The organism is Polaromonas sp. (assembly GCF_041689105.1).
In the GTDB taxonomy this organism is placed as follows: domain Bacteria; phylum Pseudomonadota; class Gammaproteobacteria; order Burkholderiales; family Burkholderiaceae_C; genus Polaromonas.
The window spans coordinates 14,191-35,847 of record NZ_JBDNGU010000076.1; the positions used below are offsets into that span (position 1 = coordinate 14,191).

19 protein-coding genes and 5 pseudogenes are annotated in these 21,657 nt (G+C 59.1%); 5 read left to right on the top strand and 19 right to left on the bottom strand.

From position 1 onward, the window contains the following. Positions 1 to 2: 2 nt before the first annotated feature. Positions 3 to 557: a DUF1439 domain-containing protein gene (locus ACESMT_RS07165; protein WP_372825879.1), complete on the bottom strand. Its 555-nt coding sequence runs from the start codon at positions 555 to 557 to the stop codon at positions 3 to 5. A 357-nt stretch (positions 558 to 914) separates the two neighbouring features. On the opposite strand from ACESMT_RS07165, the gene ACESMT_RS07170 reads away from it, so the two are divergent. Next, positions 915 to 1,412, top strand: coding sequence for a hypothetical protein (locus ACESMT_RS07170; protein WP_372825880.1), 498 nt, complete (start codon positions 915 to 917; stop codon positions 1,410 to 1,412). Positions 1,413 to 1,589: 177 nt separating this feature from the next. On the opposite strand, the gene ACESMT_RS07175 is transcribed toward ACESMT_RS07170, so the two are convergent. The 4 genes from ACESMT_RS07175 to ACESMT_RS07190 form a co-directional block, all read right to left on the bottom strand. Then, positions 1,590 to 1,841 carry a hypothetical protein gene (locus ACESMT_RS07175; protein ID WP_372825881.1) on the bottom strand — a complete coding sequence of 84 codons (252 nt, stop codon included), beginning with the start codon at positions 1,839 to 1,841 and terminating at the stop codon, positions 1,590 to 1,592. A gap of 236 nt (positions 1,842 to 2,077) precedes the next feature. Next, a complete protein-coding gene (locus ACESMT_RS07180; RefSeq protein ID WP_372825882.1) occupies positions 2,078 to 2,854 on the bottom strand; it encodes a tRNA-uridine aminocarboxypropyltransferase in 777 nt (258 codons plus the stop codon). Positions 2,855 to 2,856: 2 nt separating this feature from the next. Then, on the bottom strand, positions 2,857 to 3,465 hold the full coding sequence (locus ACESMT_RS07185; protein ID WP_372825883.1) for a trans-aconitate 2-methyltransferase: 609 nt from the start codon (positions 3,463 to 3,465) through the stop codon (positions 2,857 to 2,859). Between the two features lie 362 nt (positions 3,466 to 3,827). Beyond that, on the bottom strand, positions 3,828 to 4,208 hold the full coding sequence (locus tag ACESMT_RS07190) for a VOC family protein (RefSeq protein WP_372825884.1): 381 nt from the start codon (positions 4,206 to 4,208) through the stop codon (positions 3,828 to 3,830). Positions 4,209 to 4,667: 459 nt separating this feature from the next. Between ACESMT_RS07190 and ACESMT_RS07195 the strand changes: the two genes are divergently transcribed. Continuing rightward, a complete protein-coding gene (locus ACESMT_RS07195; protein WP_372825885.1) occupies positions 4,668 to 5,807 on the top strand; it encodes a Fic family protein in 1,140 nt (379 codons plus the stop codon). A gap of 58 nt (positions 5,808 to 5,865) precedes the next feature. Here the strand turns inward: ACESMT_RS07195 and ACESMT_RS07200 are convergent, their stop codons facing one another. From ACESMT_RS07200 to ACESMT_RS07210, 3 genes are all read right to left on the bottom strand, one after another. Next, positions 5,866 to 7,170 carry a Fic family protein gene (locus ACESMT_RS07200; protein WP_372825886.1) on the bottom strand — a complete coding sequence of 435 codons (1,305 nt, stop codon included), beginning with the start codon at positions 7,168 to 7,170 and terminating at the stop codon, positions 5,866 to 5,868. A gap of 252 nt (positions 7,171 to 7,422) precedes the next feature. Further along, a complete protein-coding gene (locus ACESMT_RS07205) occupies positions 7,423 to 7,752 on the bottom strand; it encodes a type II toxin-antitoxin system YafQ family toxin (RefSeq protein ID WP_372825887.1) in 330 nt (109 codons plus the stop codon). Beyond that, on the bottom strand, positions 7,730 to 8,020 hold the full coding sequence (locus tag ACESMT_RS07210) for a type II toxin-antitoxin system RelB/DinJ family antitoxin (protein WP_372825888.1): 291 nt from the start codon (positions 8,018 to 8,020) through the stop codon (positions 7,730 to 7,732). Before ACESMT_RS07210 ends, ACESMT_RS07205 begins: the two co-directional genes overlap by 23 nt. A 231-nt stretch (positions 8,021 to 8,251) precedes the next feature. On the opposite strand from ACESMT_RS07210, the gene ACESMT_RS07215 reads away from it, so the two are divergent. Further along, positions 8,252 to 8,581: a hypothetical protein gene (locus ACESMT_RS07215; protein WP_372825889.1), complete on the top strand. Its 330-nt coding sequence runs from the start codon at positions 8,252 to 8,254 to the stop codon at positions 8,579 to 8,581. A gap of 93 nt (positions 8,582 to 8,674) precedes the next feature. Here the strand turns inward: ACESMT_RS07215 and ACESMT_RS07220 are convergent, their stop codons facing one another. Together ACESMT_RS07220 and ACESMT_RS07225 are read right to left on the bottom strand one after the other, a co-directional pair. After that, positions 8,675 to 9,025 carry a DUF86 domain-containing protein gene (locus tag ACESMT_RS07220; protein WP_372825890.1) on the bottom strand — a complete coding sequence of 117 codons (351 nt, stop codon included), beginning with the start codon at positions 9,023 to 9,025 and terminating at the stop codon, positions 8,675 to 8,677. Next, on the bottom strand, positions 9,015 to 9,323 hold the full coding sequence (locus ACESMT_RS07225) for a nucleotidyltransferase family protein (RefSeq protein ID WP_372825891.1): 309 nt from the start codon (positions 9,321 to 9,323) through the stop codon (positions 9,015 to 9,017). Before ACESMT_RS07225 ends, ACESMT_RS07220 begins: the two co-directional genes overlap by 11 nt. Before the next feature lie 204 nt (positions 9,324 to 9,527). On the opposite strand from ACESMT_RS07225, the pseudogene ACESMT_RS07230 reads away from it, so the two are divergent. After that, a pseudogene (locus ACESMT_RS07230) lies at positions 9,528 to 9,959 on the top strand (hypothetical protein); the annotation flags it as partial. Here ACESMT_RS07230 and ACESMT_RS07235 read toward each other — a convergent pair. The 5 genes and pseudogenes from ACESMT_RS07235 to ACESMT_RS07255 all read right to left on the bottom strand — a co-directional run. Beyond that, positions 9,916 to 10,395 (bottom strand): DUF488 family protein, encoded by a 480-nt coding sequence (locus ACESMT_RS07235; protein ID WP_372825892.1) that lies wholly within the window; start codon positions 10,393 to 10,395, stop codon positions 9,916 to 9,918. The pseudogene ACESMT_RS07230 and the gene ACESMT_RS07235 overlap by 44 nt on opposite strands. 410 nt (positions 10,396 to 10,805) lie before the next feature. Then, a complete protein-coding gene (locus tag ACESMT_RS07240) occupies positions 10,806 to 11,222 on the bottom strand; it encodes a hypothetical protein (RefSeq protein ID WP_372825893.1) in 417 nt (138 codons plus the stop codon). Continuing rightward, a complete protein-coding gene (locus tag ACESMT_RS07245) occupies positions 11,219 to 12,139 on the bottom strand; it encodes a zinc dependent phospholipase C family protein (RefSeq protein ID WP_372825894.1) in 921 nt (306 codons plus the stop codon). The genes ACESMT_RS07240 and ACESMT_RS07245 overlap by 4 nt, the downstream gene beginning before the upstream one ends. Before the next feature lie 163 nt (positions 12,140 to 12,302). After that, a pseudogene (locus tag ACESMT_RS07250) lies at positions 12,303 to 12,746 on the bottom strand (OmpA family protein); the annotation flags it as partial. A gap of 639 nt (positions 12,747 to 13,385) precedes the next feature. Next, positions 13,386 to 14,195: pseudogene (locus tag ACESMT_RS07255) on the bottom strand (patatin-like phospholipase family protein); the annotation flags it as partial. Between the two features lie 291 nt (positions 14,196 to 14,486). Here ACESMT_RS07255 and ACESMT_RS07260 point away from each other — a divergent pair. Beyond that, positions 14,487 to 14,690, top strand: a pseudogene (locus ACESMT_RS07260) (addiction module antidote protein); the annotation flags it as partial. A 287-nt stretch (positions 14,691 to 14,977) separates the two neighbouring features. Here the strand turns inward: ACESMT_RS07260 and ACESMT_RS07265 are convergent. The 4 genes and pseudogenes from ACESMT_RS07265 to ACESMT_RS07280 all read right to left on the bottom strand — a co-directional run. Next, positions 14,978 to 16,402, bottom strand: a complete 1,425-nt coding sequence (locus ACESMT_RS07265; protein ID WP_372825895.1) for a DUF2130 domain-containing protein — start codon at positions 16,400 to 16,402, stop codon at positions 14,978 to 14,980. A gap of 172 nt (positions 16,403 to 16,574) precedes the next feature. Beyond that, the gene (locus ACESMT_RS07270; RefSeq protein WP_372825896.1) at positions 16,575 to 19,694 is read right to left on the bottom strand and encodes an AAA family ATPase; all 3,120 of its coding nucleotides are present in this window, start codon (positions 19,692 to 19,694) and stop codon (positions 16,575 to 16,577) included. Between the two features lie 2 nt (positions 19,695 to 19,696). After that, positions 19,697 to 21,460: a hypothetical protein gene (locus ACESMT_RS07275; protein WP_372825897.1), complete on the bottom strand. Its 1,764-nt coding sequence runs from the start codon at positions 21,458 to 21,460 to the stop codon at positions 19,697 to 19,699. Next, positions 21,457 to 21,657: pseudogene (locus ACESMT_RS07280) on the bottom strand (hypothetical protein); the annotation flags it as partial. The pseudogene ACESMT_RS07280 and the gene ACESMT_RS07275, both read right to left, overlap by 4 nt.

Genomic DNA, 21,657 nt, shown 5'->3' on the forward strand with positions numbered 1-21,657 from the left:
CTTTACAGCGCCTTCTTGGGTACCAGGCCGATCACCAGCCCCCTGGCCGTCACAGTGATCGCGCCGGGCTCCATGCCCAGGCCGTCGGCCAGCATCAGGTCCTGCGGGCGGAGCTTGTGCAACACCACTTCAAGCAGCGCCTGCCCGGCCAGCGCCGGGCCGTAGGCCTGCAGCAGCGCCGCCGGACCCGGCGGCATGCCTGACAGGCTCAGCGTGTTCACCTTGAGCTGGTGTGCGCGTATCGACTGGTCGCTGGGCTCATACCGCAGCGCAAAGTCCACATCGAAGTTGCCGGTGGTGCTGCGTGACAGCGCGGGGCCTGCTGCATCGACCACCATCTGCGTACCCAGGCGGTTTTGCTCCGGAAGCAGCCGCAGGCGCGGCGCTTGCAGCGTCAGCGCCAGCAGCCCGCCCACCGGGTAGCGCATCGGAAACTTCTCGGCCACCGCTTGCTGCAATTGCGCGCTGGTCACGGTGTAGCTGGGCTGTGCGTGCGCTGCGGCTGCCGCCAGAACAAGAGTCATTGGGAGTGACATCAGCCACTGTCTGCGTTTCATCGGATTCCTTCAAGGGTCCATGGGGCTTGGCAAGAGGCTTAAGGCTGGTCAGATGACGACTGTGCCGGTTCGTTCCCCATGCGGCTGTGCGGATTCTTCAGGTCTGTGCGCCAGCGCACATCTGGTGTCGGTAGCGCACAGACACCTGCACGGTACGTAGCGGCACGCAGGCCTGACGCAGCGCCCCGCGCAATGGTGCGTGTGTCAGACAGGTCATGGGACGCCGGCTGGCATGTAAAGCTGGCGTGTGAGGTGAAACGAAGTGTCAACCCGGGCAACAGCCCGCGCGACAGCGCCGTTGAACATCCGGCAATGTGACATCAACCTGATGGACACAAACCGCATCCAAAGGACCCCATGAACAAATTACTCGCAACCCTGATGACCACCCTGATCGCTGGCGCTGCATTTGCGCAAACGCCTGCAGTGGTGACGCCTGCAGTGCCCGCCACACCGGCCGTTGTCAAGGCACAAGCCAAGGCCGAAAAGTCTGTGGCTGCTGCCGTCAAGAGCGAAGCCAAGGTAGACGCCAAGGCCGACGCCAAGGTGGACAAAGCCGAAGCCAATGCCGCTGAAAAGAAAACCGAGGCACTGACCAAGTCCGCCGACACCAAGGCCAAGGCACAAGCCAAAGCGGCCAAGGCCGATGCTGAAGACAAAACCAAGGCCACCGCCAAGGCCGAAACTACCAGCGCCAAGGCAGACGTCAAAGCCGACAAAGCCGTCATCAAGGCCGACACCAAGGTAGACACCGTGCGCATCAAGGCCGCAGGCGACAAGGCCACCGCCAGTGCCGAGACCACCGGCGTCAAGGCAGAAACCAAGGCCGACGTGAAAGCCGCCGGCAGCAAGTAATTGCAACGCTGCGGCTGCAAGTAGCCGCGCAAGCCAAAACAAAAAAGACAGGCTTGGCCTGTCTTTTTTTATGAGCCTTCAAATTTCGCAGGCAAATTAGAAATCAAGAAACAGGCCTTCAGCCCTTGCTCCGCCTGCGCGAGCCGCTATCAAAACAGGAGTGATGCAGGGCGCCGTCTATCGGCCCACCACCGACCAGCCCGCCTTCAGGTTGGCCTTGTCATTCTCGTACTCCCACGCCGTGCCGCAGCGGTCACAGCGGTACTTGGTGACGGCGACCAGCGCGCCGCCGCGCCGCTCTTGCCGGTTGTTGCCCTGCACCAGCTCGGGGTGGCCCGGGGCCTTGCGCCAGTTGCGCTGGACGCCGGCGCACGAGTCGCACAGCGCCATTTTTTTCAGTTCGTTCTTTCGGTTCAGGTCGTCGGTCATGGTGGGGCTCTTGAAGTGGGCGAGACGCCTGGCCCGCTGGGGGCACAAGGCTGGTCGTGTTGGGCTACATTGTCGCCCCGTGGCCGCCGGGCGCAATTCTTTAAACCAAATCGGCATCCAGCCCTTGCGTGCCGGGCGCAAGCAGCTATAAAAACAGGAGCGCTGCCAAACCTGCAATCGTCATTGCGGGCCTGACCCGACATCCATGCCCGCATACACGCGCACTCCGCGTCGTCCTACAGGTCGCGCAAGTTGCGCAAATGCTGGTGCGCCGCGTCCTCTGCATCCACGGGCAACTGGTTCTTGGCCTGCAGGTAATGGTTGGTGAACACGTCCAGGTAAGCCTCCAGCACCTGCGCGGCCTGCGCGTCGCCCGCCAGCGCCAGGCACAGCGCCGCCACTTCCGAGGTGCAGAAGTGCGCGTCGCGCTGCGAGCGGCGCAGCCGGTAGCTGGACAGCTGTTCGCTCTGCAGGCTCAACACTGCCAGCTTGTCCAGGTAGGGGCTTTTGCGAAACATCTTGCGCGCCTCCGGCCAGGTTCCGTCCAGCAACACAAACAGCGGCCGCTTGTCCGCCCTACCCGCTGTGCCCGCTGCGGCATCGGCCGGCAGCACATCCGTCACCACCCGCGCACTGTCGACAAACTCGCCCGGAAACACCAGGTAAGCCTGCCACTGCGGATCAGCCAGCAACGCAAGCAGCGCCGGGTCCACCTCGGTGCGCGTCCAGCCAAAGGCAAAGGTGTCGGCCACCACATCGGCAATCAGCCAGCCCGTGTTGCTGGGTTTGAGGGGCTCAATGTCGGCCATGAGCAGGCACATACCCGCCCGTGTGGGCACGGCTGGGCGCAAGGCACACAGGCAATGGCTGGGCAGCAGCCGGCAGCCGGCGCAGCGCTCACCGTGCGGGCCGCCGCGGGCCAGAAAAGGCTTGGCGCTGCGCGCCAGGCGCGCACTGCGCAGACGGCTGACGGCGTGGGGCTGCGCAGGAAGTGCGAGGCCGCTTGCGTCCATGGTCAACGGCTGTACGCGCATTCGAGTTCGAACAGTGGCACATCGACCTTGCGGCTCAGCCACACGCCGCCGCCCAGCTCGGTCAGGCCCTCCCGCAGGCCGCGCCGGTACAACTCCGCCCGGTGCCGATACAGGCGCGGGTCGGCCAGTTCATCGTCAATGATGTCGCGCTCATAGTCTTCGCGCGTCGCCGCCTCCACATACAGCGCGCCCCGGCACAAGCGGCCCAGGTTGTGCAGGGCCAGCTTCAGGTCTGGCGGGCTCAGGTAGGACAGCACGGCCTGGCAGATCACCAGGTCAAACGGCTCGGCGGATTGGTAGTCCACCACCGAGCCACGCTCCCAGCCAAATCGCTCGCACAGGTACGCGCTGAACTCCACGCCCTGGTAACTGGCATCAGGAAAGTGCCTGGCCACGATCTCGCGCCACGGGCCAATGCCGCAGCCCACGTCCAGCACCCGCCGCACCGGCACGCGCAGGTACTTGAGGTAGCTGCACACAAAGGTGCCCAGCCGCTCGACATGCGCGGGGTCCACCACGCTGGTCTTCTTGTCGAAGTAGTAGCGCTGGTAGTACGCCTCGTCGAACCATTGGTCACTTGCAGATTTCACGCCGCTCTTTCTCCATTCTTCTTTCTGTTTCCTTCCTTGGGTCGTCAGCCATGCTACGCCCGCCACGGCAACAGCGCACAGGCGTTCGGAAGCGGGCAAGGGGAAGCCAGCCAAGGCACCCGGCCACGTTCGCGGCGTTCAAACGGTGGCTGGCTGGGTAAGCAGACCGCAACCCGCTCAAGCGCCGCGGTGACGTGCAGCCGGCCGACGCGGTGCAGGAGCTGCTGGCGCAGGTATTTGCCGCAGGTTTGAGTGGCAACTGAAAGCACCCAGTGCGGCGCGCTGGACTTCATGCCGCGGCTGAGCTGGTTTTTTGCGTGCTTGCTGTGCGCGGTGCAGGGGGCGGATGGTTTGTTGCAGGCTCAGGCAGCAGGCCGGTGCAGCGCGCAGAGCTTGTTGCCGTCCGGGTCGCGCAGGTAGGCCAGGTAGAGCTTGCCGGCCGGCGCTTCGCGAAAGCCCGGCGCGTCTTCACAGGTGGTGCCGCCGTTGGCAACGCCCGCCGCATGAAAGGCATCGCCCTGCTCTGCGGAATCCACCGTGAACCCGATGGTGCTGCCGTTGCCGTGGCATGCAGCTTCACCATCAATCGGTGTGGTGATGCCGAACGTGCCGCTCGGGCTGCGGTAGAAATAGCGGTTTCTGTTGGCAACGCCAGGGCCGACGCCCAGCGTGCCCAGCACCGCGTCATAAAACTTCTTTGAGGCTTCAAGGTCGTTAACGCCGACCATCACATGACTGAACATTGCTTTGTCTCCGTGGGATGCCCAGGGTGGGCGAATTGGAACAGGTCATGTTACTAGAGCGGACTTGTGGCTACATTCGCCGCACATGGCGCGGCGAATGCGCCACTTGGTCGGTGTCGGGGACAAGGCGCAGTTCTGCCAGCGCGCGGCGCCCCCACGAACGCGCGGCAAACGCTGGTGCTGAACCATGTACTTGACCGTGTACCGGACGGCATGAAAAGCAAACTAATCAACACCAAGTGGGCCGCCATGGGCAAATGCTCTGCCGACACCGCACCCCGGGACATCAATGACCTGCTGGCGCGCGGAGTACGGGGTATTTATTGGTCAAATAGGGCTGTAACCCAAGTGAAACCTGCGCAAGCAGCTATTAAAAACAGAGCTAGTCCATTGACTCTGCGGTAATTACTCACTCTATTCGCCGCTCTAAACGCGGCGAATGAAGTGCATAATCGCCGCATGTTCCCCGACAAGCCCCCTCGCCGCCGCACCTACCTCTGGCAGCGCCCCGACTGGCCGCAGTGGCGGTTTGACGCGGCTGTGCTGGCCGCGCCACTGGCGCAGGTGCACCGCGCGCAGGGGCATTTGGCGGGCCGCATGGCCGAGCTGGGGCTGGCGCAGCGCGAGCAGGCCACATTGCAAGCGCTCACCCAAGAAGTCATCACCACCAGCGCCATCGAGGGCGAGGCGCTTAGCCTGGATGCCGTGCGTTCTTCCATCGCCCGCAGGCTGGGGGTGGATATTGGAGCGCTGGCCCCGGCGGACCGCAACGTAGACGGCGTGGTGGACATGGTGCTGGACGCCACTCAGCACCACGCCCAGCCGCTCACCGCAGAGCGCCTGTTTAGCTGGCACGCGGCCCTGTTCCCCACTGGCTACAGCGGCCGCGTGCGCATACAGGTGGGCGCGTGGCGCAACGACGCTGCTGGCCCCATGCAGGTCGTGTCGGGCCCCATGGGCCGCGAGAAGGTGCACTACCAGGCGCCGGCTGCCACCGCACTACCCCTTGAGACTGCCGCCTTCCTGCAATGGTTTAACGCCGCCCCCGCAGGCGACGCCCTCATCCATGCCGGGCTGGCCCACCTGTGGCTGGTCACCCTGCATCCGTTTGACGACGGCAACGGCCGCATCAGCCGCGCCGTGGGCGACATGGCGCTGGCCCGCGCCGAACGCACGGCACAGCGTTTTTACAGCCTCAGCGCCCAGATACAGCGCGAGCGCAAACAGTATTACGACCAGCTGGAAGCCACCCAGCGCGGCACGCTGGACATAACGCCGTGGCTTAACTGGTTCTTGGCCTGCCTGCTGCGCGCCGTGCAGGGAGCGGATGGTTTGCTGGCGGGCGTGCTGGACAAAGCGCAGTTCTGGCAGCGCTGGGCGGGCACCCCCATGAACGCGCGGCAGACGCTGGTGCTGAACCATGTACTTGACCGCGTACCGGACGGCATGGAGGGCAAGCTGACAAATGCCAGGTGGGCGGCCATCGGCAAATGCTCTGCGGACACGGCGCTGCGCGACATCAACGACCTGCTGGCGCGTGGGGTGCTGCGCAAGCTGGAGGGCGGGGGGCGGAGTACGGGGTATTTAATGGTCAAATAGGCCTGTAGCCCTTGTGTGACCTGCGCAAGCAGCTACGATTTAGATAGCAAATACCCAGCTAAACCGCAGGCTGTTCCCACTGGTCAATCGCAATGGCGTAGCGCGTCGCCTTGCCAACGCCCTCAATGCGCAGCAGCCCCTTGGCTGCCAGGTCCGCCAAATCCCGCGTGGCGGTGGCTTTGGATGTGCCAGTCAGCTTGCAATATTTGTCACTGGTCATAAAACGTAGGGCCTCCACGCTACCCACTGCGTGTGGTTCGCTGCCTCCCAAGGAGGCGCTTTTCACCTTGGGGCGGCCCTGCGGTGAAACCAAAAAACCACCGCTAAAGGTGCTGTTGCCAGCCTCCAGCAAACGATCAAGCACCCTGGATTGCCGCGCATTGACCCCACACGCTGCGGCGCGCTGGCGAAACCTGGCTTTCTCCAGCGCCTGCTTCACCACCGCTTGCGAGGTGATGCACCCCTGTGCATAAGCCTCCACAAACCACTGCACCCAAGGCGTCACATCCAGAGTCGTGCCAGAAGCGCTGCGCTGGGCAAGGTTGAGCGCGTCGTAATACGCAGCACGTGTGCGCATCATCTGCCGGGCCATGCCAAACACGCGCACCGCTGCGCCCATGTCTTGCGCCAAGGCCATGTCCACAATGGCGCGGCCCAAGCGACCGTTGCCGTCTTCAAACGGGTGAATCGTCTCAAACCACAGGTGCGCCAATGCGGCGCGCGCCAGGCCGTGCAGCCCGGGCGCTTTGCCCGACACTGTGCTTGGCGTTGTACCAGGCGCCGAAGGAGGCAGCGCAAACCACGCGAGAAACTGCGTCATCTCATGCGGCACTTGAACTGATGGCGGCGCCACGTAATGCACCACCTCGCGCCCCAGCCTGCCGCTCAGAATCTGCATGGCATCTGCGTGGTCGCGGTAGCGCCCCACCGCGATGCGCCGCAAGTTGGCGCTACTCCCCGGAAACAACGCCGCCTGCCACAGGCACAGCCGCTCTGGCGTCAACGGCGCCTGGTATTGCTGGGTAGCATCCGCCATCACCTGCACCAGGCCGTCCACATGCCGGTCAACCGTCGGCAAATCTGCCAAACCCAGGCGATGCGCTACAGACGAGCGCACGGCTTCCAGGTCCAGCTTTTCGCCCTCGATGGCGGCTGTTGCCATGGCCTCTTGCACCCACAGCTCGCGCGCTATTTCTTGGCCGCTCTCCAGGCCAATGGCTTCCAGCAATCCCAGCAACTTGCCTTGCTCAAGGCGCGCATTACTCAGGTCTCGCAGCGACGTAGCCGCGTCAAAAGTGAGCGCGGGCCAGGCGGGGTGTTGCCAAAGGTACTGGGGCAGCTTGGCGATGATTGTTTTAGGCATGAGGCGTATTTTAAACAATACGGCTCAAAAATTGAGGGGTATTTTAAAAAATGCGGCTCAGCGAGGTCGACGGCCTACTCATCCGCCGCGCCGTGCAGGTGGGTGATTCTCACAATCAGTGTGAAAAAACGCTATTAATTCAGTAGCGGCTGGCGCCGGTATTTGTTGGGCTACAGCCTGAAAAGAGTATCAAAAACGACCCAAAAACCGCTTTTTGACGAGGTTTGGGGCAAAACAGCTGCGGGTTGGGTATCAATTGCCAAATAGCTCTGAATGCGTGCCGCAGCGAACAAAGTTGATCCAGTTTGCTTCTACCTGGTAGATCAGCAGAAAGTCTCCGCCGATATGGCATTCCCGGTGGTCGGCGCAGTCGCCTTTTAAAGAGTGGTCCAGCCATTCGGGGCCTAGCGGGGCATCGTTCGCAATCAGCAGCAGCATCGCCGCTTTGAGCCGCGTCATGTCATAGCGCCCTGAATGCGAAAGCCGGAGCCAGTCTTTCAAAAAGGCCTTGGCATAGTCCGCAGCGCGCGGCGGCACCGCCCGCTTGCTTGCCGATGTTCTATTTGCCGATGTTTTTTTCAAGATCGGCAAACATCTCGTCAGCTGAGGCAAAGCGGTTTTCACCGTTACGGCGGCTTGCCATCATGGCGCGGGATTCGGCCATGGCCGCTAGCGTCTCGGCGTTGGGCACCTTCAGCTCCAGCGGAAAGGCCTGGTCAACCACCACCCGACGCAAGAACAGGCGAACCGCATCAGACACCGACAAGCCCATCGCCTCCAGCGCCGTCGTGGCCTGTTCCTTGATGTCGTCGTCTACCCGAATGTGAAGCATTGAAGTTTGCGCTGCCATGGTGTGGCTCCTGTGCGAGAAAATGCAATTATGTATCTCATTTGAGATTTTTGCAAGATGCTGGCCTGTTCGCTGATGCCGTCGGCGACATTGCACGGGCGCGCGGCATGATGCAGCTGGCCAAGGGCACCGGCATCACCCGTTAAGGGCTCCACGAAGCCCTGGGCGAGCAAGGCAACCCCAGCTTTGCAACGGTCGTCAAAGTCATGCACGCGCTGGGCTTGCAGTTCAATGTCGGTGCGCAGCCGGTACAGCGCTGAGTGCCTGCTGCGCGCCGTGCAGGGGGCTGATGGTATGCTGGCGCGCGTGTTGAACAAAGCCCAGTTCTGGCAGCGCTGGGCGGGCACCGCCATGAACTTGCGGCAAACCGGGGTACTGAATAGCGTGCTGGACGGCATGGAGGGCAAGCTGACGAATGCAAAGATTACGAACGCTGGTTGGGCCGCCATGGGCAAATGCTCTGCGGACACGGCGCTGCGCGACATCAACGACCTGCTGGCGCGTGAGGTGCTGCGCAAGCTGGGTGGGGGGCGGCGTACGGGGTATTTGTTGGTGAAATAGGGCTGTAGCCTTTGTGGACCGTGCCCGAGCAGCTATCAAAACTGCTGCAACGTTCTACCGTGTTGCTGATAGCGCAGCTGGAACCCGTAACGGCTAGCCTTCGCCCAGCTCTTCCAAAAGACCACTCACACAAACCAGCAACGCGGGCAATGAGCCTTGCGCCACATTCCAAACAGTGCGAGCTTTGACTTTTGCGTAGCCGTGGATCAATTGATTGCGAAAGGCCACGATCTGCGGCAACTCGGGAATACGCGCAGCAAGCGGCGCATCCAGCTTGGCAAGCTGATTCAATGCCTCGCCAATGATTTCAAACTTGCGCTCAACGCCCGCTTGCACCAAGTCGCTGGCCGCGTAGGCGCCAGCGTCCATTCCGGCAATGAAGCCTTGAATGGCAAGGACCGACTCACGCACATCCCACAGAAACGCGCGCGGGTCACGCTGCATAAACAGCCTCGCGGTTGCGGTTGATGCTGGCCAGCACATAGGGGTTGCGCACCGCCCCGGGTTCAATCAAATCCACCGCGCGCCCCAGCAAATGTTCCAGCGCCGTCTTGGCACCAAAAAAGTCCTGCAAGCCCGGCGTCGCGCCTTCGGCAAACTCAATCAAGAAATCTACATCGCTGGTGGCGGGGTTGAAGTCATCCGCCCGTGCTGCCGAGCCAAACACTTCCAGGCGGCTTACGTGAAAGCGCTGGCAAATGGTGGCGATGCCGGTACGGTGTTGGGCGATGACGGGGTGCATTGGGGGATTCTAGTGTGCTGTCCCGTAAACAAGGTGATGAAATGAAATTGTCCAGACGGCTGTCAGGCAAGGAGTGAGAAGGCGACATAGCCGTAGCGATGGCAACGACGAGCGACGCTGCATGGCGGCCGTATAGACGGTTTCGTATCGTATTTACTTGCGGGACAGCACACTGGGGGACGACTAAAACCCTGGCCCGTGTTTGAGGGCACAGCCCAGCGCTTCTACAGCCTCAGCGCCCGATACAGCGCGAGCGCAAACAGTATGACGACCCGCTGGAAACCACCCAGCGCGGCACGCTGGACATAACGCCGTGGCTCAGTTGGTTCTTGGCCTGCCTGCTGCGCGCCGTGCAGGGGGCTGATGGTTTGCTGGCGGGCGTGCCGAACAAAGCCCAGTTCTGGCAGCGCTGGGCGGGCACCGCCATGAACTTGCGGCAAACCGGGGTGCTGAACCGCGTGCTGGACGGCATGGAGGGCAAGCTGACGAATGCCAAGTGGGCAGCCATGAGCAAAATGCTCTGCGGATACGGCGCTGCGGGATATCCACCGCTTTCCCGGGCAATGGCTTCTTGTCAGCCTGATCTACCCGCCTAAGCCGCTTGCTGAAAACCCAGATCAGGCAGGGCTGTTTTAGCGGTCAGGTGCATCACAGTCGGCCCGCCATGCTGGCGGGCGGCTCGGGCCACATACGTCCGGTGGCACATTGAAAAATCAGCCTCAAAACAAACCAGGCAGGCCGTCGTGGCGCGCGAAGTTTTTACCAGCTCCTGTATGGGCGCTTCTTGCGTGGCGACGTAGGCCAAAAAGTCTCTGGTGTAAGTCTGCCAGTTGCCGTCCAGCTTGTACTGATTGCGAACAGGTTTGGGACAACCCAATGCAGGCGCATGCTGGTAAGCGATGCCGTGCGCTGCAAGCGCCGCGCTGAACGATTTTTTTGAAAACCCCTTTTTGCGCGACAACGGCAACTCGCGCACATCCACAACAGTCTTGACCTGCGCAGTAACCAGGCGCTCGATAAAGGCATCAATAGCGAGGCCTTCGTAGCCGAGAGTGAACAGAGTGGATGGCATGTAGGCTTGACCAGTAAAGCCCTGATTTTAGTTGTCGTGCCTTGGGTTAGTGTGACCTGCTGCAAACTACTTCGGTGGCATACGCTGCGCCGTGCAGCGCGATGATGGCTTGGTGGCGGGGGTGCAAGGCAAACCCCGGTTCTGGCAATGGTGGGCGCTAATCGCAATCGCTTTCAAGATACGCTATCTATTTAGTAGCTGCTTGCGCCCGTATTTATTGGGCTACAGGCTAAAAAGAGTATCAAAAGCGACGCAAAAACCGCCTTTTGACGAGGTTTGAGCCAAAACAGCGCTAGATTGGGCTGCGAATTGATTGGTGGAGGCTTGAAAATGTCGACTCTAAGAAAATAAAGAAGCTGTCATCCAATGAATATGGGCGCGAGCAGTTATTTGATTTGTAGCGAATTGAGCTACGGCGGACACACTTCCACTGTCTTCAACGTGAACTCGCACAGATTTTTTGCAGAATCACGCCAATGATGGCGGTCAAGTTTTGCAGTGCACGAGGCGTCCTCAAGCAAAGCCAAATCTGCTTTCGTTTTGCAGACCAGCAGCACTACGCCCTGCGACTCCCTCAGAACACGAACCTTAAACCCGTCGAATTCCTTTAGCAACGTCGGATCATTTGCTGCGACCAGCTTAAGAAGTTCGTCGTCACTTAATGTGGGCGAAGGGTTTCTATACAGAACGGTGGCTTCAACAGCGGCCGACAACTTCGTCAACGCGGACGCTTTTGCATACATTTGGCGGTTGTCTTGCGCCGCGCAGCTCGTCAGCGCCGACAGCAGAGCCAAGGACATCAGGATTTTCATGGAAATGTTGCTCATGCCACTTTCCCCCAAAACACGTATTCATTCTTCGGAACAGTTCTTCCCGTGTCTAAGTTCCAGTTATCAAGAGTATCGAGAAATGCGCTGCTTTCCCCCGAGAGCGCCATGTCGAGCCCCTCCCAGACTTCTAGGACATTCTTGCATGCGCGCTCAAAAATCGCCTCATAGTTCATTGGCCCCTCTGGTGTCTTCAAGTTCACGATGTAGCTGTTGTCCACTTCAGCTACGGCGGGGTAAGTCAGGTTCAGGTTGGTAGCGACATGGCGCGAAAACGGGAAAAGCCGGTTGACGGTTGTCAACGTGTCCAGAATGCCCGTGAACCCGCGATGCCACTTGTCGGGTTCCGCAACAACGTTTGGACTTTCACCCGGATAGGCAGCCTTCAGCATGGCTAACCACAACGCAGAAATTGCCCCATCAAGCTTCTGCCTATCCCCAGCGACATGGCAGCTTGCGATGCCGGTTTCCAAGTGCTCCGTAAGCCCAACGTCGCCCAGGTCGAGTTTCTGAAAAATGAAAGCATCCTGGTGCATCTCGCATTTGCGGTGCGCAGATTTGTTGGCTTGGTAGGGGCCAACGATTCCTTCCACCACAGGATGAATCGTCATGTCTGTGACCATGTGGCCAGCGAAGCCAAAAAGCCAGCTAAGGGCTTTCTCCCGATCTGTTCCCGTCATTTCTTGAAGCTTGTTGATACCGGTCTTCAAGAGCATCGAGGTGTTGTTGTAGTGCATGTTGTCAGCCCATAGGCTCTGACCAGTAGCCAGGTAAGGATAGTCCGGACTGACTGCGCCAAGTTCAGCAAACTTGAGGTGCGCACCGAGCGCGTACTTCGTCTCTGCACTCATGACTGTTTTCTTTGTCAATTTTTGAACGTGGTTGACGATTGTTATGTGAGCGTATGCACCTGGCATATAAATTCTCCCTGTTACTTTTACTAAAAATAGATTCCTCAATTTGCCAAAAAATCTAATCGGAATCTGACCACCGATATGCCGTTCATTGAGCGATACCCTGGCGTTGCATTGCTGAACGGCTTACATGTGGTTCGATACAAGCCTGCTAGGGGGCGTACCTCTACCGATACGCCCGGATACCAACAATTTCGATTTCCACGCGACGATTCTTGGCTCGGCCTTGCTCCGTATTGTTGTCAGCGACCGGCTGCGTCTCCCCTTTGCCTTGCACGTACACGCGGCTGCGTTCAACTCCCCTGCTGACCAGGTGTGCTTTTACCGCCTCCGAGCGGCGCATCGCCAAGCCTCTGTTGTATGTGGCCGTGCCGACGTTGTCGGTATGTCCCACAGCGACGATTACCTCAAGCTGCATCTCTTTGAGCTTGCTGACCAGATCATCCAGCTTGGCCCTGCCCCCAGGCTTGAGCACGGACTTGTCGAAGTCGAAGAATGCGTCCGCTGCATAAGTCACCTTGCTTGCCGCCGGGGGTGGTGGCGCAGGGGCCGGAGCTGGCGCCGGCGCTGCTGCGACCAACGTCCCCGCCGGCGTCTCAGGGGCTTGCACCAAGTTCGCGTACTCGCAAGGTTCATTGCTCTCGCCACGCAGCAACTTGAAGCAGGGGTTGGCCATCAGGAGGTCCTTGGCTACCTGCTTGAGAAATTCGAGGTCGTCTTGCTCTTTCTCCTTGCCGCTCAGCGACCAATTCGTGGGAATTTCCTGCGCCCGCAGCCTGCGGTTTTGGTCCAGCAGGACGAAGTCCACCGGCATGGTGAACACGCTGATCTTGTTAGGCTCTTGTAGTGGCAGGTTGATGGTGCGGGCAAGTTCAGCGATATACAGGCGCGACGCATAGGCGCTTAGCTCGGTCGCCACGTCGATTGGATTCAAGGTCACCGACGAGATGACATCCAACAGACTAGGAAGGGCCGAGGACTTGTCAAAAGTTCGTGGCCCGGTCTTCTTCGCATTCACCTGGATGAGGACGAGGTTGGACACGCCCATGTCCCGCAGGGTCTTGAGGTGGCGCCCCAGGATACGCATAACGGCCCGAGCAGCCAGGTTGTCCGACAGCCCCCCATCCAAAAGATGCACAAATTCGACCTTCCGATCAGGCTTGATCCCGGTCTTGCTGGGCCCGGGGTAGGAGTGTTCCAGCGAGTACGCGTACAGAGCCCGCTCAAGCCTTGCGGGCGACTTGAAGGGCTCGGGGTATTTCTGCGCCTCTTCCAGTTCTTGCGCCGCGGTTTTGCCTGGCCGGAAGGCTGTGCAGTCTGCGTGGCTCCAGTGGTTGCGCAAGGGCAGCGGATGGAGCAACAAGGGGAACGCGGCTGAAGCCGCTACAGCCCGCGTCACGGGGAAAGTAGTCAGGTCGGAGCACAGCTCGGAGAACGCCTCCTGTGTGAACTCGAATGTTCTACCGCCGCTCATGTCGGTCGCATTCAGTATCACGAAGGGGGCCTTGTCCCAGCGGGCGATCAGGTGGCGGTAGAGCGGCGCGCCATGTGGGAAAAGCTGCTCGTCCAGATAGGCAGCGAAGTCTTTCGTGCGGTTTGCACTCGGAACCAGCAGGCGCGCTGCCATCCGCGGTATCAGGGTTGCCATGTTGTCCTTCGCCAGAAACTGGGTTTCTAGCTCTGCAAGGCCGGCCGAGCCTCTTGCGGCATAAACAGCAGCCGGGACGCTCCCGCCAGACGTAGACGAGATCAAGGCGATGTTCTCCGTCAGCGTTTCCTTTTCGAGCACACCAAGTACGCCGGAAGCAACAGCAGCGGCGCGCGCGCCTCCTCCAGAAAACGACAGGAATATAAGAGTGGGCGGTAGCGCCTTATGGGCCGGCCGCCGGGCCTCGACAGCACGAACCCGCCTATTCTCAATCCAGCTCGCGAATGTGTAGTCGCTGCCGGCCGCTGGCTTTTGCATCAACACGATGTTGTTGTCGGTCGCAGGTGGATTTTGCGCAGCACAACCGGCAAGCAGCACTGTGAAGGCCATCGCAAAGGCGCAGCGCTTCATGGTTTCCCCTATCGTTTGTTTAGGTCAATCTTTCCGCTAAAAATGCTATCAGTCTGGTCATACAAAGACATCCTCTAATTGGAGGAGGAGAGGGCTGATGTTGGCAATCCCTTTAAGATGCGGACACTTGCCGGAGTGCCAGCGGCAATAGGTCGCCTACCGCGCAGGCGCGCCGGCCGGGTAGACCGGTGTTGGGGGGGGGCAGTTGTGCGACAGATAGCTACGCCCCACCCGCCTAACAAAACTCGAGTTGCGCCCGCGCGGTAGCAATGTAGGCTTGACTTTATGCAAGATGCTGGCCTGTTCGCTGATGCCGTCGGCGACATTGCACGGGCGCGCGGCATGATGCAGCTGGCCAAGGGCACCGGCATCACCCGAGAAGGGCTTTACAAGGCTCTCGGCGAACAGGGCAACCCCAGCTTCGCCACCGTTGTCAAAGTCATGCACGCGCTGGGCTTGCAGTTCAACGTGGGCGCGCGGCCGGTGCAGAGTTGAGTGCTCAAATAGAGCTGTAGCCCTTTTGAAATATGTGCCAGCAGCTATAAAAATAGTAGTAACAAGCGCCGCCTGATCAATCACCAACCAGCAAAGCAGCTTGCACCAGCGGGGGCTGCAGCATCATTTTGATGAAATAGGCTCTTAGCGCTTACTCAGAAAGCGCTTGCAGCTACCAAATCAGAAGCAATTTTCCGTACCTCTCGGCCCGGCACGCAGGGCTTTTGTCATCGAGACCCTCTCGAAACCCCAGGGGTTTTTGCGATGTGTGTACAACCCAGCGGGTCCTACTCTGTCTCATCCGGGGTGATGGTCCCCGGCAGCTCGGCAAACTTTGCCGCCATCGTGGGGTTGCCCCGTGTGAGCTTCTTGATCGTCAGATCGTCGGCCTTGTCGTTGGCGAGTCTCAAATTGTTCGCTGACTTGTGCAGCGCTTCCTTGGTTTTTTCCAGGTCCTTGATCGCATCGTCGATGCGCTTGATGGCTTCTTCAAAGCCTTCGGAGGCCAGGCGCCAATTGCGCCCAAACGCCATCTTGAATTCATCGAGCTGGGTTTCGAACTTCGTAATGTCCACGTTCTGCGAGCGCACCAGCGCCAGCTCGGACTTGTACTTCATCGCGTTCAAAGCGGCATTGCGCAGCAGCGTGATCAGGGGCACAAAGAACTGCGGCCGTACCACGTACATCTTCGGATAGCGGTGCGAGACATCGACGATGCCGCTGTTGTACAACTCGCTCTCCGGCTCAATCAGGGACACCAGCACCGCGTACTCGCACTTCTTTTCAGTGCGGTCCTTGTCCAGCTCTTTCAGAAAATCTTCGTTCCTTTTCTTGGTCGCCGTTTCATCGCTCTCGTTTTTCATCTCAAACATGATGGAGACGATCTCGGCGCCCGACTCGTCCGAGTCGCGAAAAATGTAGTCGCCCTTGCTGCCGGTGCGGGCGTCGTTGTCTTTCTCAAAATGCGCCCGCTGAAAGGCGGCAGCACGGATGCGGTTGAACTCAATTTCGCAGTGCTGCTCCAGGGTTTCACCGACCATCTTGGTCGATAACCGCGCCTTCATGTTCTTCAGCCGCTCAATCTCCCCATCACGGTCGCGCAGCTGCAAGGCGTATTGATCCTTGGTGGCTTTCTCTTCCAGCTGATTTTTCACGGTGATGAGGTTGAGGTCATTTTTCAATCCATCGCGCTCCCGGGCGACCACACCCACGGCTTCATTCACCGCCAACTGGCGCGCCACCTCGCCGGCCTCCAGCTTGGCTTGCAGCGCCTGAATCTCAAAGTCCTTTTTGGCGGCAGCCCCTTGCAGCGCCTGGGCCAGGTTGACCTCGGCCAACTGAGCGGCAGCTTGCTGCGCGTTGCGCGCTCTCTCTAGCTCGTTTTTCAGCTCGTTCGCCAGTCCATCGCGCTCTTTGCTGACCGCGCCTAAAGCCTCCGTCACCGCCAGCTTGCGGGCAACCTCACCGGCAGCGAGCTGGGCCTGCAAGGCCTGAATCTCCGCATCTTTGCGGGCCGCAGCGCCTTGCAGCTCATTGGAGATCTTGGCCTCGGCCAACGCAATCGCGTCGCGCTTTTCCCGCTCGGCCAGCTCCAGCCGCTCGTGCAACTGTTTGTCAAAATCGCCGTCGCGCACCTGCTTGAGGATGTTGGCGTATCCCGCTTCGTCGATCTTGAAGGCTTTGCTGCAGTGGGGGCAGATGATTTCATGCATATTCGTGCGTCCTGCTTTTGTTAGGTGTTGACGAGTGATTCATTCAGTCGAATGACAGCTATCGGGCAAACATGAGTCTGTACCTCAGCGGTACTGAGCGGGGACAAGACAAGCGCCGCCACACGTCTCAAAGCCGCGTACTCAAAGCGAAGGGCACACAGCCACGACCAGCCTACGACAAGACTTTTTGCGCTTCATCGTCTCGGCCCAAGGAAATCGTCTTGAAGTCATTGCCAAGGAATCCAAACTTGCGAGCAAATAACGAGGCAATGCGAGTATCCGCAGTCGCAAAGAAAATCTGGCGCTTTGAGTGAACGGCCAAGTCGCGCAAGTAGTCTAAGAACGATAGGGTGTTCAAATCGTCGACGTGGGCAACTGGGTCATCAATCAGAACAACTGGCGGTGCATTGGCGGCGGTCCGATTGAGAGCCAGAAAGACTGACAGCGCAAATGCCGAGCGCTGACCAGTACTAACTCGGTCCAATGACCAAGTCTCCTTGGACTCTCGCGACCTGAGAAGTACTTCTCCGTCACCAACATACTCGTACTCATTTGGAGAGTGAATTCGGACGAAGGCTGCATTGATTTCTTCGCCGATGGCATCAAGCGACTTCTTAGTGGCACTGTCCAGGGATAGCTCTGTTGCAAGCGCTGTCAGCGCTTCTCCAGCGGTACGAAAATTCATGTGCTGCAGTAGCAGCGCACGTACTGCCTCGTCAAACTCCGCAATGCGGTCAGTCAGCGTCGAGATATCTGTAGACGCTGACTGCTCATGCGTGGCTGCCTGGACCGCCTCTGCCAGAGCGCGTAGAGCGCCGGCGATGGATGCTTGGACATCGCTTAAGGCCATGTCATCGGCAATGTCCAATTGAACGCAGAGCGCGTCTGCATGCTTCGTCAGGGCTACCAACTCCTGGCGCAAGGCAGCAACGGTTTGAAAATCATTTCCGAGCGCCACACCGGTTCGCCATGATGGAGAAAAAAGGGGCGAGACCAATGATGCAAGCTGCGACGCGTTGGAGTTCAATTCCGCCTGCAATGGCGGGAGCTGCTCTCGAGTTGAGGTAGATGCGCGCCTGTACGCCTGAAGGTGCTGGTCTACTGCGTCGATGTCATAGGGACTCTGACTGACCGTGACCTCAGCAGATATCGAGTTCAACAGAAAGTCATGCTCATTCTCGGAGAGGCCAAGCCTCTCCAGTTCAAGCCACTTCTCCTTGACTATGGGCAGGTCATAATTTCCCTGGTTCAGCTCATTGCGAGCGTTCTGCAGTGCCAGAAGAACATCTCCGCAAAGCGATGTTTGCGGCAAGTTGAGTTGCGTAGCAATCTGCTGAATTCGCTCGAGATGTGACTGCCAGTCTTTCCAACCTTGCAGATTGTTCTTGGCATCCGAAAGTTGCTGCGCAATGGAAGCGAGTTCCGCAGGCTGCTCGAGGTCGGCAGTAATACTTTCGATATGGCGTGCCAGCACCTCCGCCGTGTGCCTTGTCTTACACACTGGGCAAATGTCTGCGGCGCTCCCTCCCGCTATTGACGACCTCACAGCAATAGTCAGCTGCTGAGCCACCCGTGCCCGCGTCGCGGCCGCCTGGCCGTAAGAAGCGCTCAGTTGCTCCAGCGAGTGGACTTGGCTAGTTATTGAACTGACGTTTTGGTTTGCGCCATTGACTGCATCGACGAGCCTCACATCCGAGAATTCAGGGTTCATCGAAGGGACATCAAAATTCGCGTACACGCCGACCTGGCCCGCCGCTTTGTCTACGCGTGCCTTGCACTGCAGATACTCGGATCTCAATGCAGCGAACCGACTTCTAACGTAGAGGACCCAACGCTCAAAGATGCCGGCGGATATGTCGTAGGTCTTGATTTGCTCCGCGAGACCAGTCGCCCGCTCATTGATAGCGGTACGAGACGCGTCGACAGCTTGGGCGGCAACAAACGCGCTGTCGACTTGGGAGCACCTCACTTTTAGTGCACTAAGGTTTGCGAGTCCAGTCCCTGCGGAGAGAAGGATTTGTATGTGCTCATGCGCGGCTTGCAGCGACGTCCCTTCTTCCGCAGAAGCAAAGGGAGAGATGGACGGGCTAGCCTTCCACCCCATCGTGAACAGTGATGCCCTGAACGAGTCGGCTAACGCCTTTGCATCGGACGGCCGCTCTTGCATTTCCTTGAGTTTTGTCCTGGCGTCGTTCAGTTGCCCCTGAGCCTCCTCCAGCTTGACGAGCGCTCGGTCTCTCGCAAGCTCGACCTCTGGCGTCAGCTTTCCGATGTATGCCCAGACCTGCGAGGCTTCAGGGCCAACGACGAGTCGACTGAGGTCCTCCGACAGAGCCTCAGCGTTGAGTTCGGACGTAACCCGGTACGCGGCATCGGTATCAAGGAAGTTATATCGGTCAAATCCATCGAGGACGCCGCTAGAGGTCCGCTCCTCACGGTTGTACCACTTCAGGCACCGGGCCCTCAGGCGATTGGAGTCGGTCGTTGAAGCCATCTCCAACTTGCTCCCGAACAGCGTCCCGAACACCTTGCTGGAGCTATTTCCGTGTCGTCGGTTTTGGCCGCAATAGAAATATTCGATGGCCTCGAGGAGTGAAGTCTTACCTGTGCCGTTTGGGCCAGTAATCAACGAGACTTGACCAAACTCGAACGGCGCTCTTCCATCGTGGACAGGCCTAAATTTCTCAATTCGGAGTTTGGCGAGCCATGTGCCATTAAGAGGCGCATCCGCCTCATGAAGCGTGAGCGGCCTCCGACTGATTGCTACCCGACGAGCGTCACCGGTTGCAATCTGTTCAACAAGCGTTGTGCGCGTAGGCCGGTCAAGAACGGCATCGAGGGCCGCTGCCGCAAGCTTGCGTCCCCATTCAGCCACTATGTCGAACTCTTGAACGTTGCCGTCGGCTGTGAAGTATTGCGCTGCACCGAGCACTGACTCTAGTTCGTCTTCAGAGACGACTCGTTTACGGGCGTACTCCTCATCCGCTTCAATCGTGCTCTTCGCCTCTTGGAATCCCTCTTGCTGTTGGGAGTGAGGGCCCGCGACGATGTAGATGTACTTGTTCCATCTCAAGTCGCCCGGCGAATTGAAATATCCGTCCCCGAGGATGCGTTCCTGAAACGCACGAAGCCCTTTTGCACGGCCAACCACATCGTCTGCGAAATCGACATAGGCGACCGCAAAGGTTCTGTCGTGATAGCGGCGCTCGCCACGAAGGACAGCCTCATCAATCTCTTCGATGCCGCCTAGAAGGCCAGCTACTTTTTTTCGTGCGGATTCGAGTACTTGCATACCTAGCCTCGGGTGATTGACGTGGGGCTGCTGCCATCGTGCGTGTAATGCGCCAGCTGCTTGATGGTCGCAAACTTTGCACCGTCCAAGGTCAGATAGCAGACGGCTACACGGTGGCTACGTTCTACTACGTTCTCCTTGCGTAGCAGCTCATAGGCACCATCAGATGCGTTCTTGATTTGGTCGGCTAGCGGGTTCAGCCCGAGGAAGGAAACATGCGCCGGCTCGTGCCCGTCCTTCACAACATTGGTGTGGGGAGATTTCCGAGACCAATGGATGCGAGCGCCGCCGCCCCCAAGGTCGCGAATAGGCAGAGGCAACGATTCCTTGGCAAGAATATGGTGCAGCGCGGCGACGCTCTGGACTCGGCCATGTCGCTCGACCCGAGTTCTTTCATCTCGCTCAAGGCAAACGGTCACGCGTTGAGGCAGCTCATCGTCACTGATTCGAAGGGAAGGAAGTTCTGCCGCTGCGTACCAGTCCTCCTTACCGGTGGTGAGACCGCAAGTGAGTGCGACTGCGCGTTCGATGCGGAGGCGGCTTTCCTCAGTCTTTAGTTGGGCGAATGCCGCCTCGACTTTCTCGTCGCCAGAAAAGAGCTGCGTTAAGCCGGTGTCAGCACATTCAGTCTGTTCGACCCATGCCAGCGAAGTTGCATCCCAGGTGTATCGCGCATCCATGGTCGGACCGGTTGGATTGGCGTGCAACTGGAGGCCTGTGTGCTCTACTTTGGGAACGGTCAGTTCGAAAACGGCAGGAGCATAGTGAAAATGCAAGACATGGCGGTCGCGCCGATGTCTCGAGTAGTACAGACCCTTCCGCTCATTGCTCTCTATTTCGGCATCGTCTGAGGAGCACCGGTCGTGTGGCAAGTACCACGCCGATCCTGTCTCGTTGTTCCACTCATGTTTCTTCCCCTCGGCATGCTCCATGAAGACCATGTTCTCTGCCCAGTTCAGACAGACGATGTCGCAATTATTTGTGCGACCGTGCCGGCGGAAAGTCTCAACTCGGTACTTTTGATAGTCGGAGTTATGGGGCTTTGGGTTGAGCTGGATGTGCAGCAGCGTTGCCTTCTCAGTTAGCTTAAGAAGGATGTTCTTGTCCTCGGAAATGCCAAAAGCATCTGAGCAGATTATGGTCGCCAGCGAGAGACGTTTGTTCGGACCAAAAAACTGATATATCGATCTGCCCGTGCGAAGCAACTTGTTCTCGAAGTAGTGGTCGTCCCTCGATGAGATGGTCTTGAACTGGAACAACACCACGCGGCGCTCGTTTCCGCTCTGCTTCTCTTTTGCGATGAAGCAGTACGCTACCGGGTCGAAGTATGTCCCTTGCTTATCTGCGGCCTCATCTTCTTCGAAGAAAACATCGCACGTGCCGGTCTGTAGTGCTTGAGTCTTGAACTCCTCCAGTTGCTTGGGGGTCATGCTCTCGCAACCGAGCACCCACAATGCATCCTGGGCCGGGAACGTATCGCCCTCAACGCACTTCAGCAAGGTCTTGATGGGAAGGTAGTACTCGGGAGTAACGACCAGATGATGGCCACCCTTTACGGCCATCTCCAGCAGTCGCGTCGCCTGCTGGTCGGCGAAATCGAGGTCCAGCGGTCCGATTCGCGCTGCGTCACCCAAGAAAGGGCCAGAGGGCTGCAACAGCAGCGCACGGTAGCTCTCCTCGGTCGCATTCAGAACTTCGAGCGCTGGATTCGAGAGTCCACGTATGTCGAGATACTCACCGACATTTACGATGTTTTCGATTTTCATTTTTCACCCCCCTCCAGCAACACCCCCCGCCGCGCCAGCCGTTCCCGCGCTTCGATCAAAGCCTGGTGCAGGTGCTGTTCCAACTCGGCCTTGGGCGGCAGCTCGGTCCAGTATTCGGCCACGGTGATGCCGTCTTTGTGCATTTGCAGCAGTTCCACCTGTTCACGGCTGGACTCGGCGCAGAGGATGAGGCCGAT

Bases quoted from the DNA above. Each gene is read 5' to 3' on its own strand.
- ACESMT_RS07170 (WP_372825880.1), top strand. From the start codon at position 915: ATGAACAAATTACTCGCAACCCTGATGACCACCCTGATCGCTGGCGCT.
- ACESMT_RS07245 (WP_372825894.1), bottom strand. From the start codon at position 12,139: ATGCCAGGTGCATACGCTCACATAACAATCGTCAACCACGTTCAAAAA.
- ACESMT_RS07235 (WP_372825892.1), bottom strand. From the start codon at position 10,395: ATGCCATCCACTCTGTTCACTCTCGGCTACGAAGGCCTCGCTATTGAT.
- ACESMT_RS07175 (WP_372825881.1), bottom strand. From the start codon at position 1,841: ATGACCGACGACCTGAACCGAAAGAACGAACTGAAAAAAATGGCGCTG.
- ACESMT_RS07165 (WP_372825879.1), bottom strand. From the start codon at position 557: ATGAAACGCAGACAGTGGCTGATGTCACTCCCAATGACTCTTGTTCTG.
- ACESMT_RS07220 (WP_372825890.1), bottom strand. From the start codon at position 9,025: ATGCAGCGTGACCCGCGCGCGTTTCTGTGGGATGTGCGTGAGTCGGTC.
- ACESMT_RS07195 (WP_372825885.1), top strand. From the start codon at position 4,668: ATGTTCCCCGACAAGCCCCCTCGCCGCCGCACCTACCTCTGGCAGCGC.
- ACESMT_RS07225 (WP_372825891.1), bottom strand. From the start codon at position 9,323: ATGCACCCCGTCATCGCCCAACACCGTACCGGCATCGCCACCATTTGC.
- ACESMT_RS07200 (WP_372825886.1), bottom strand. From the start codon at position 7,170: ATGCCTAAAACAATCATCGCCAAGCTGCCCCAGTACCTTTGGCAACAC.
- ACESMT_RS07190 (WP_372825884.1), bottom strand. From the start codon at position 4,208: ATGTTCAGTCATGTGATGGTCGGCGTTAACGACCTTGAAGCCTCAAAG.
- ACESMT_RS07275 (WP_372825897.1), bottom strand. From the start codon at position 21,460: ATGAAAATCGAAAACATCGTAAATGTCGGTGAGTATCTCGACATACGT.
- ACESMT_RS07240 (WP_372825893.1), bottom strand. From the start codon at position 11,222: ATGAGCAACATTTCCATGAAAATCCTGATGTCCTTGGCTCTGCTGTCG.
- ACESMT_RS07215 (WP_372825889.1), top strand. From the start codon at position 8,252: ATGTCGGTGCGCAGCCGGTACAGCGCTGAGTGCCTGCTGCGCGCCGTG.
- ACESMT_RS07180 (WP_372825882.1), bottom strand. From the start codon at position 2,854: ATGGACGCAAGCGGCCTCGCACTTCCTGCGCAGCCCCACGCCGTCAGC.
- ACESMT_RS07270 (WP_372825896.1), bottom strand. From the start codon at position 19,694: ATGCAAGTACTCGAATCCGCACGAAAAAAAGTAGCTGGCCTTCTAGGC.
- ACESMT_RS07265 (WP_372825895.1), bottom strand. From the start codon at position 16,402: ATGCATGAAATCATCTGCCCCCACTGCAGCAAAGCCTTCAAGATCGAC.
- ACESMT_RS07210 (WP_372825888.1), bottom strand. From the start codon at position 8,020: ATGGCAGCGCAAACTTCAATGCTTCACATTCGGGTAGACGACGACATC.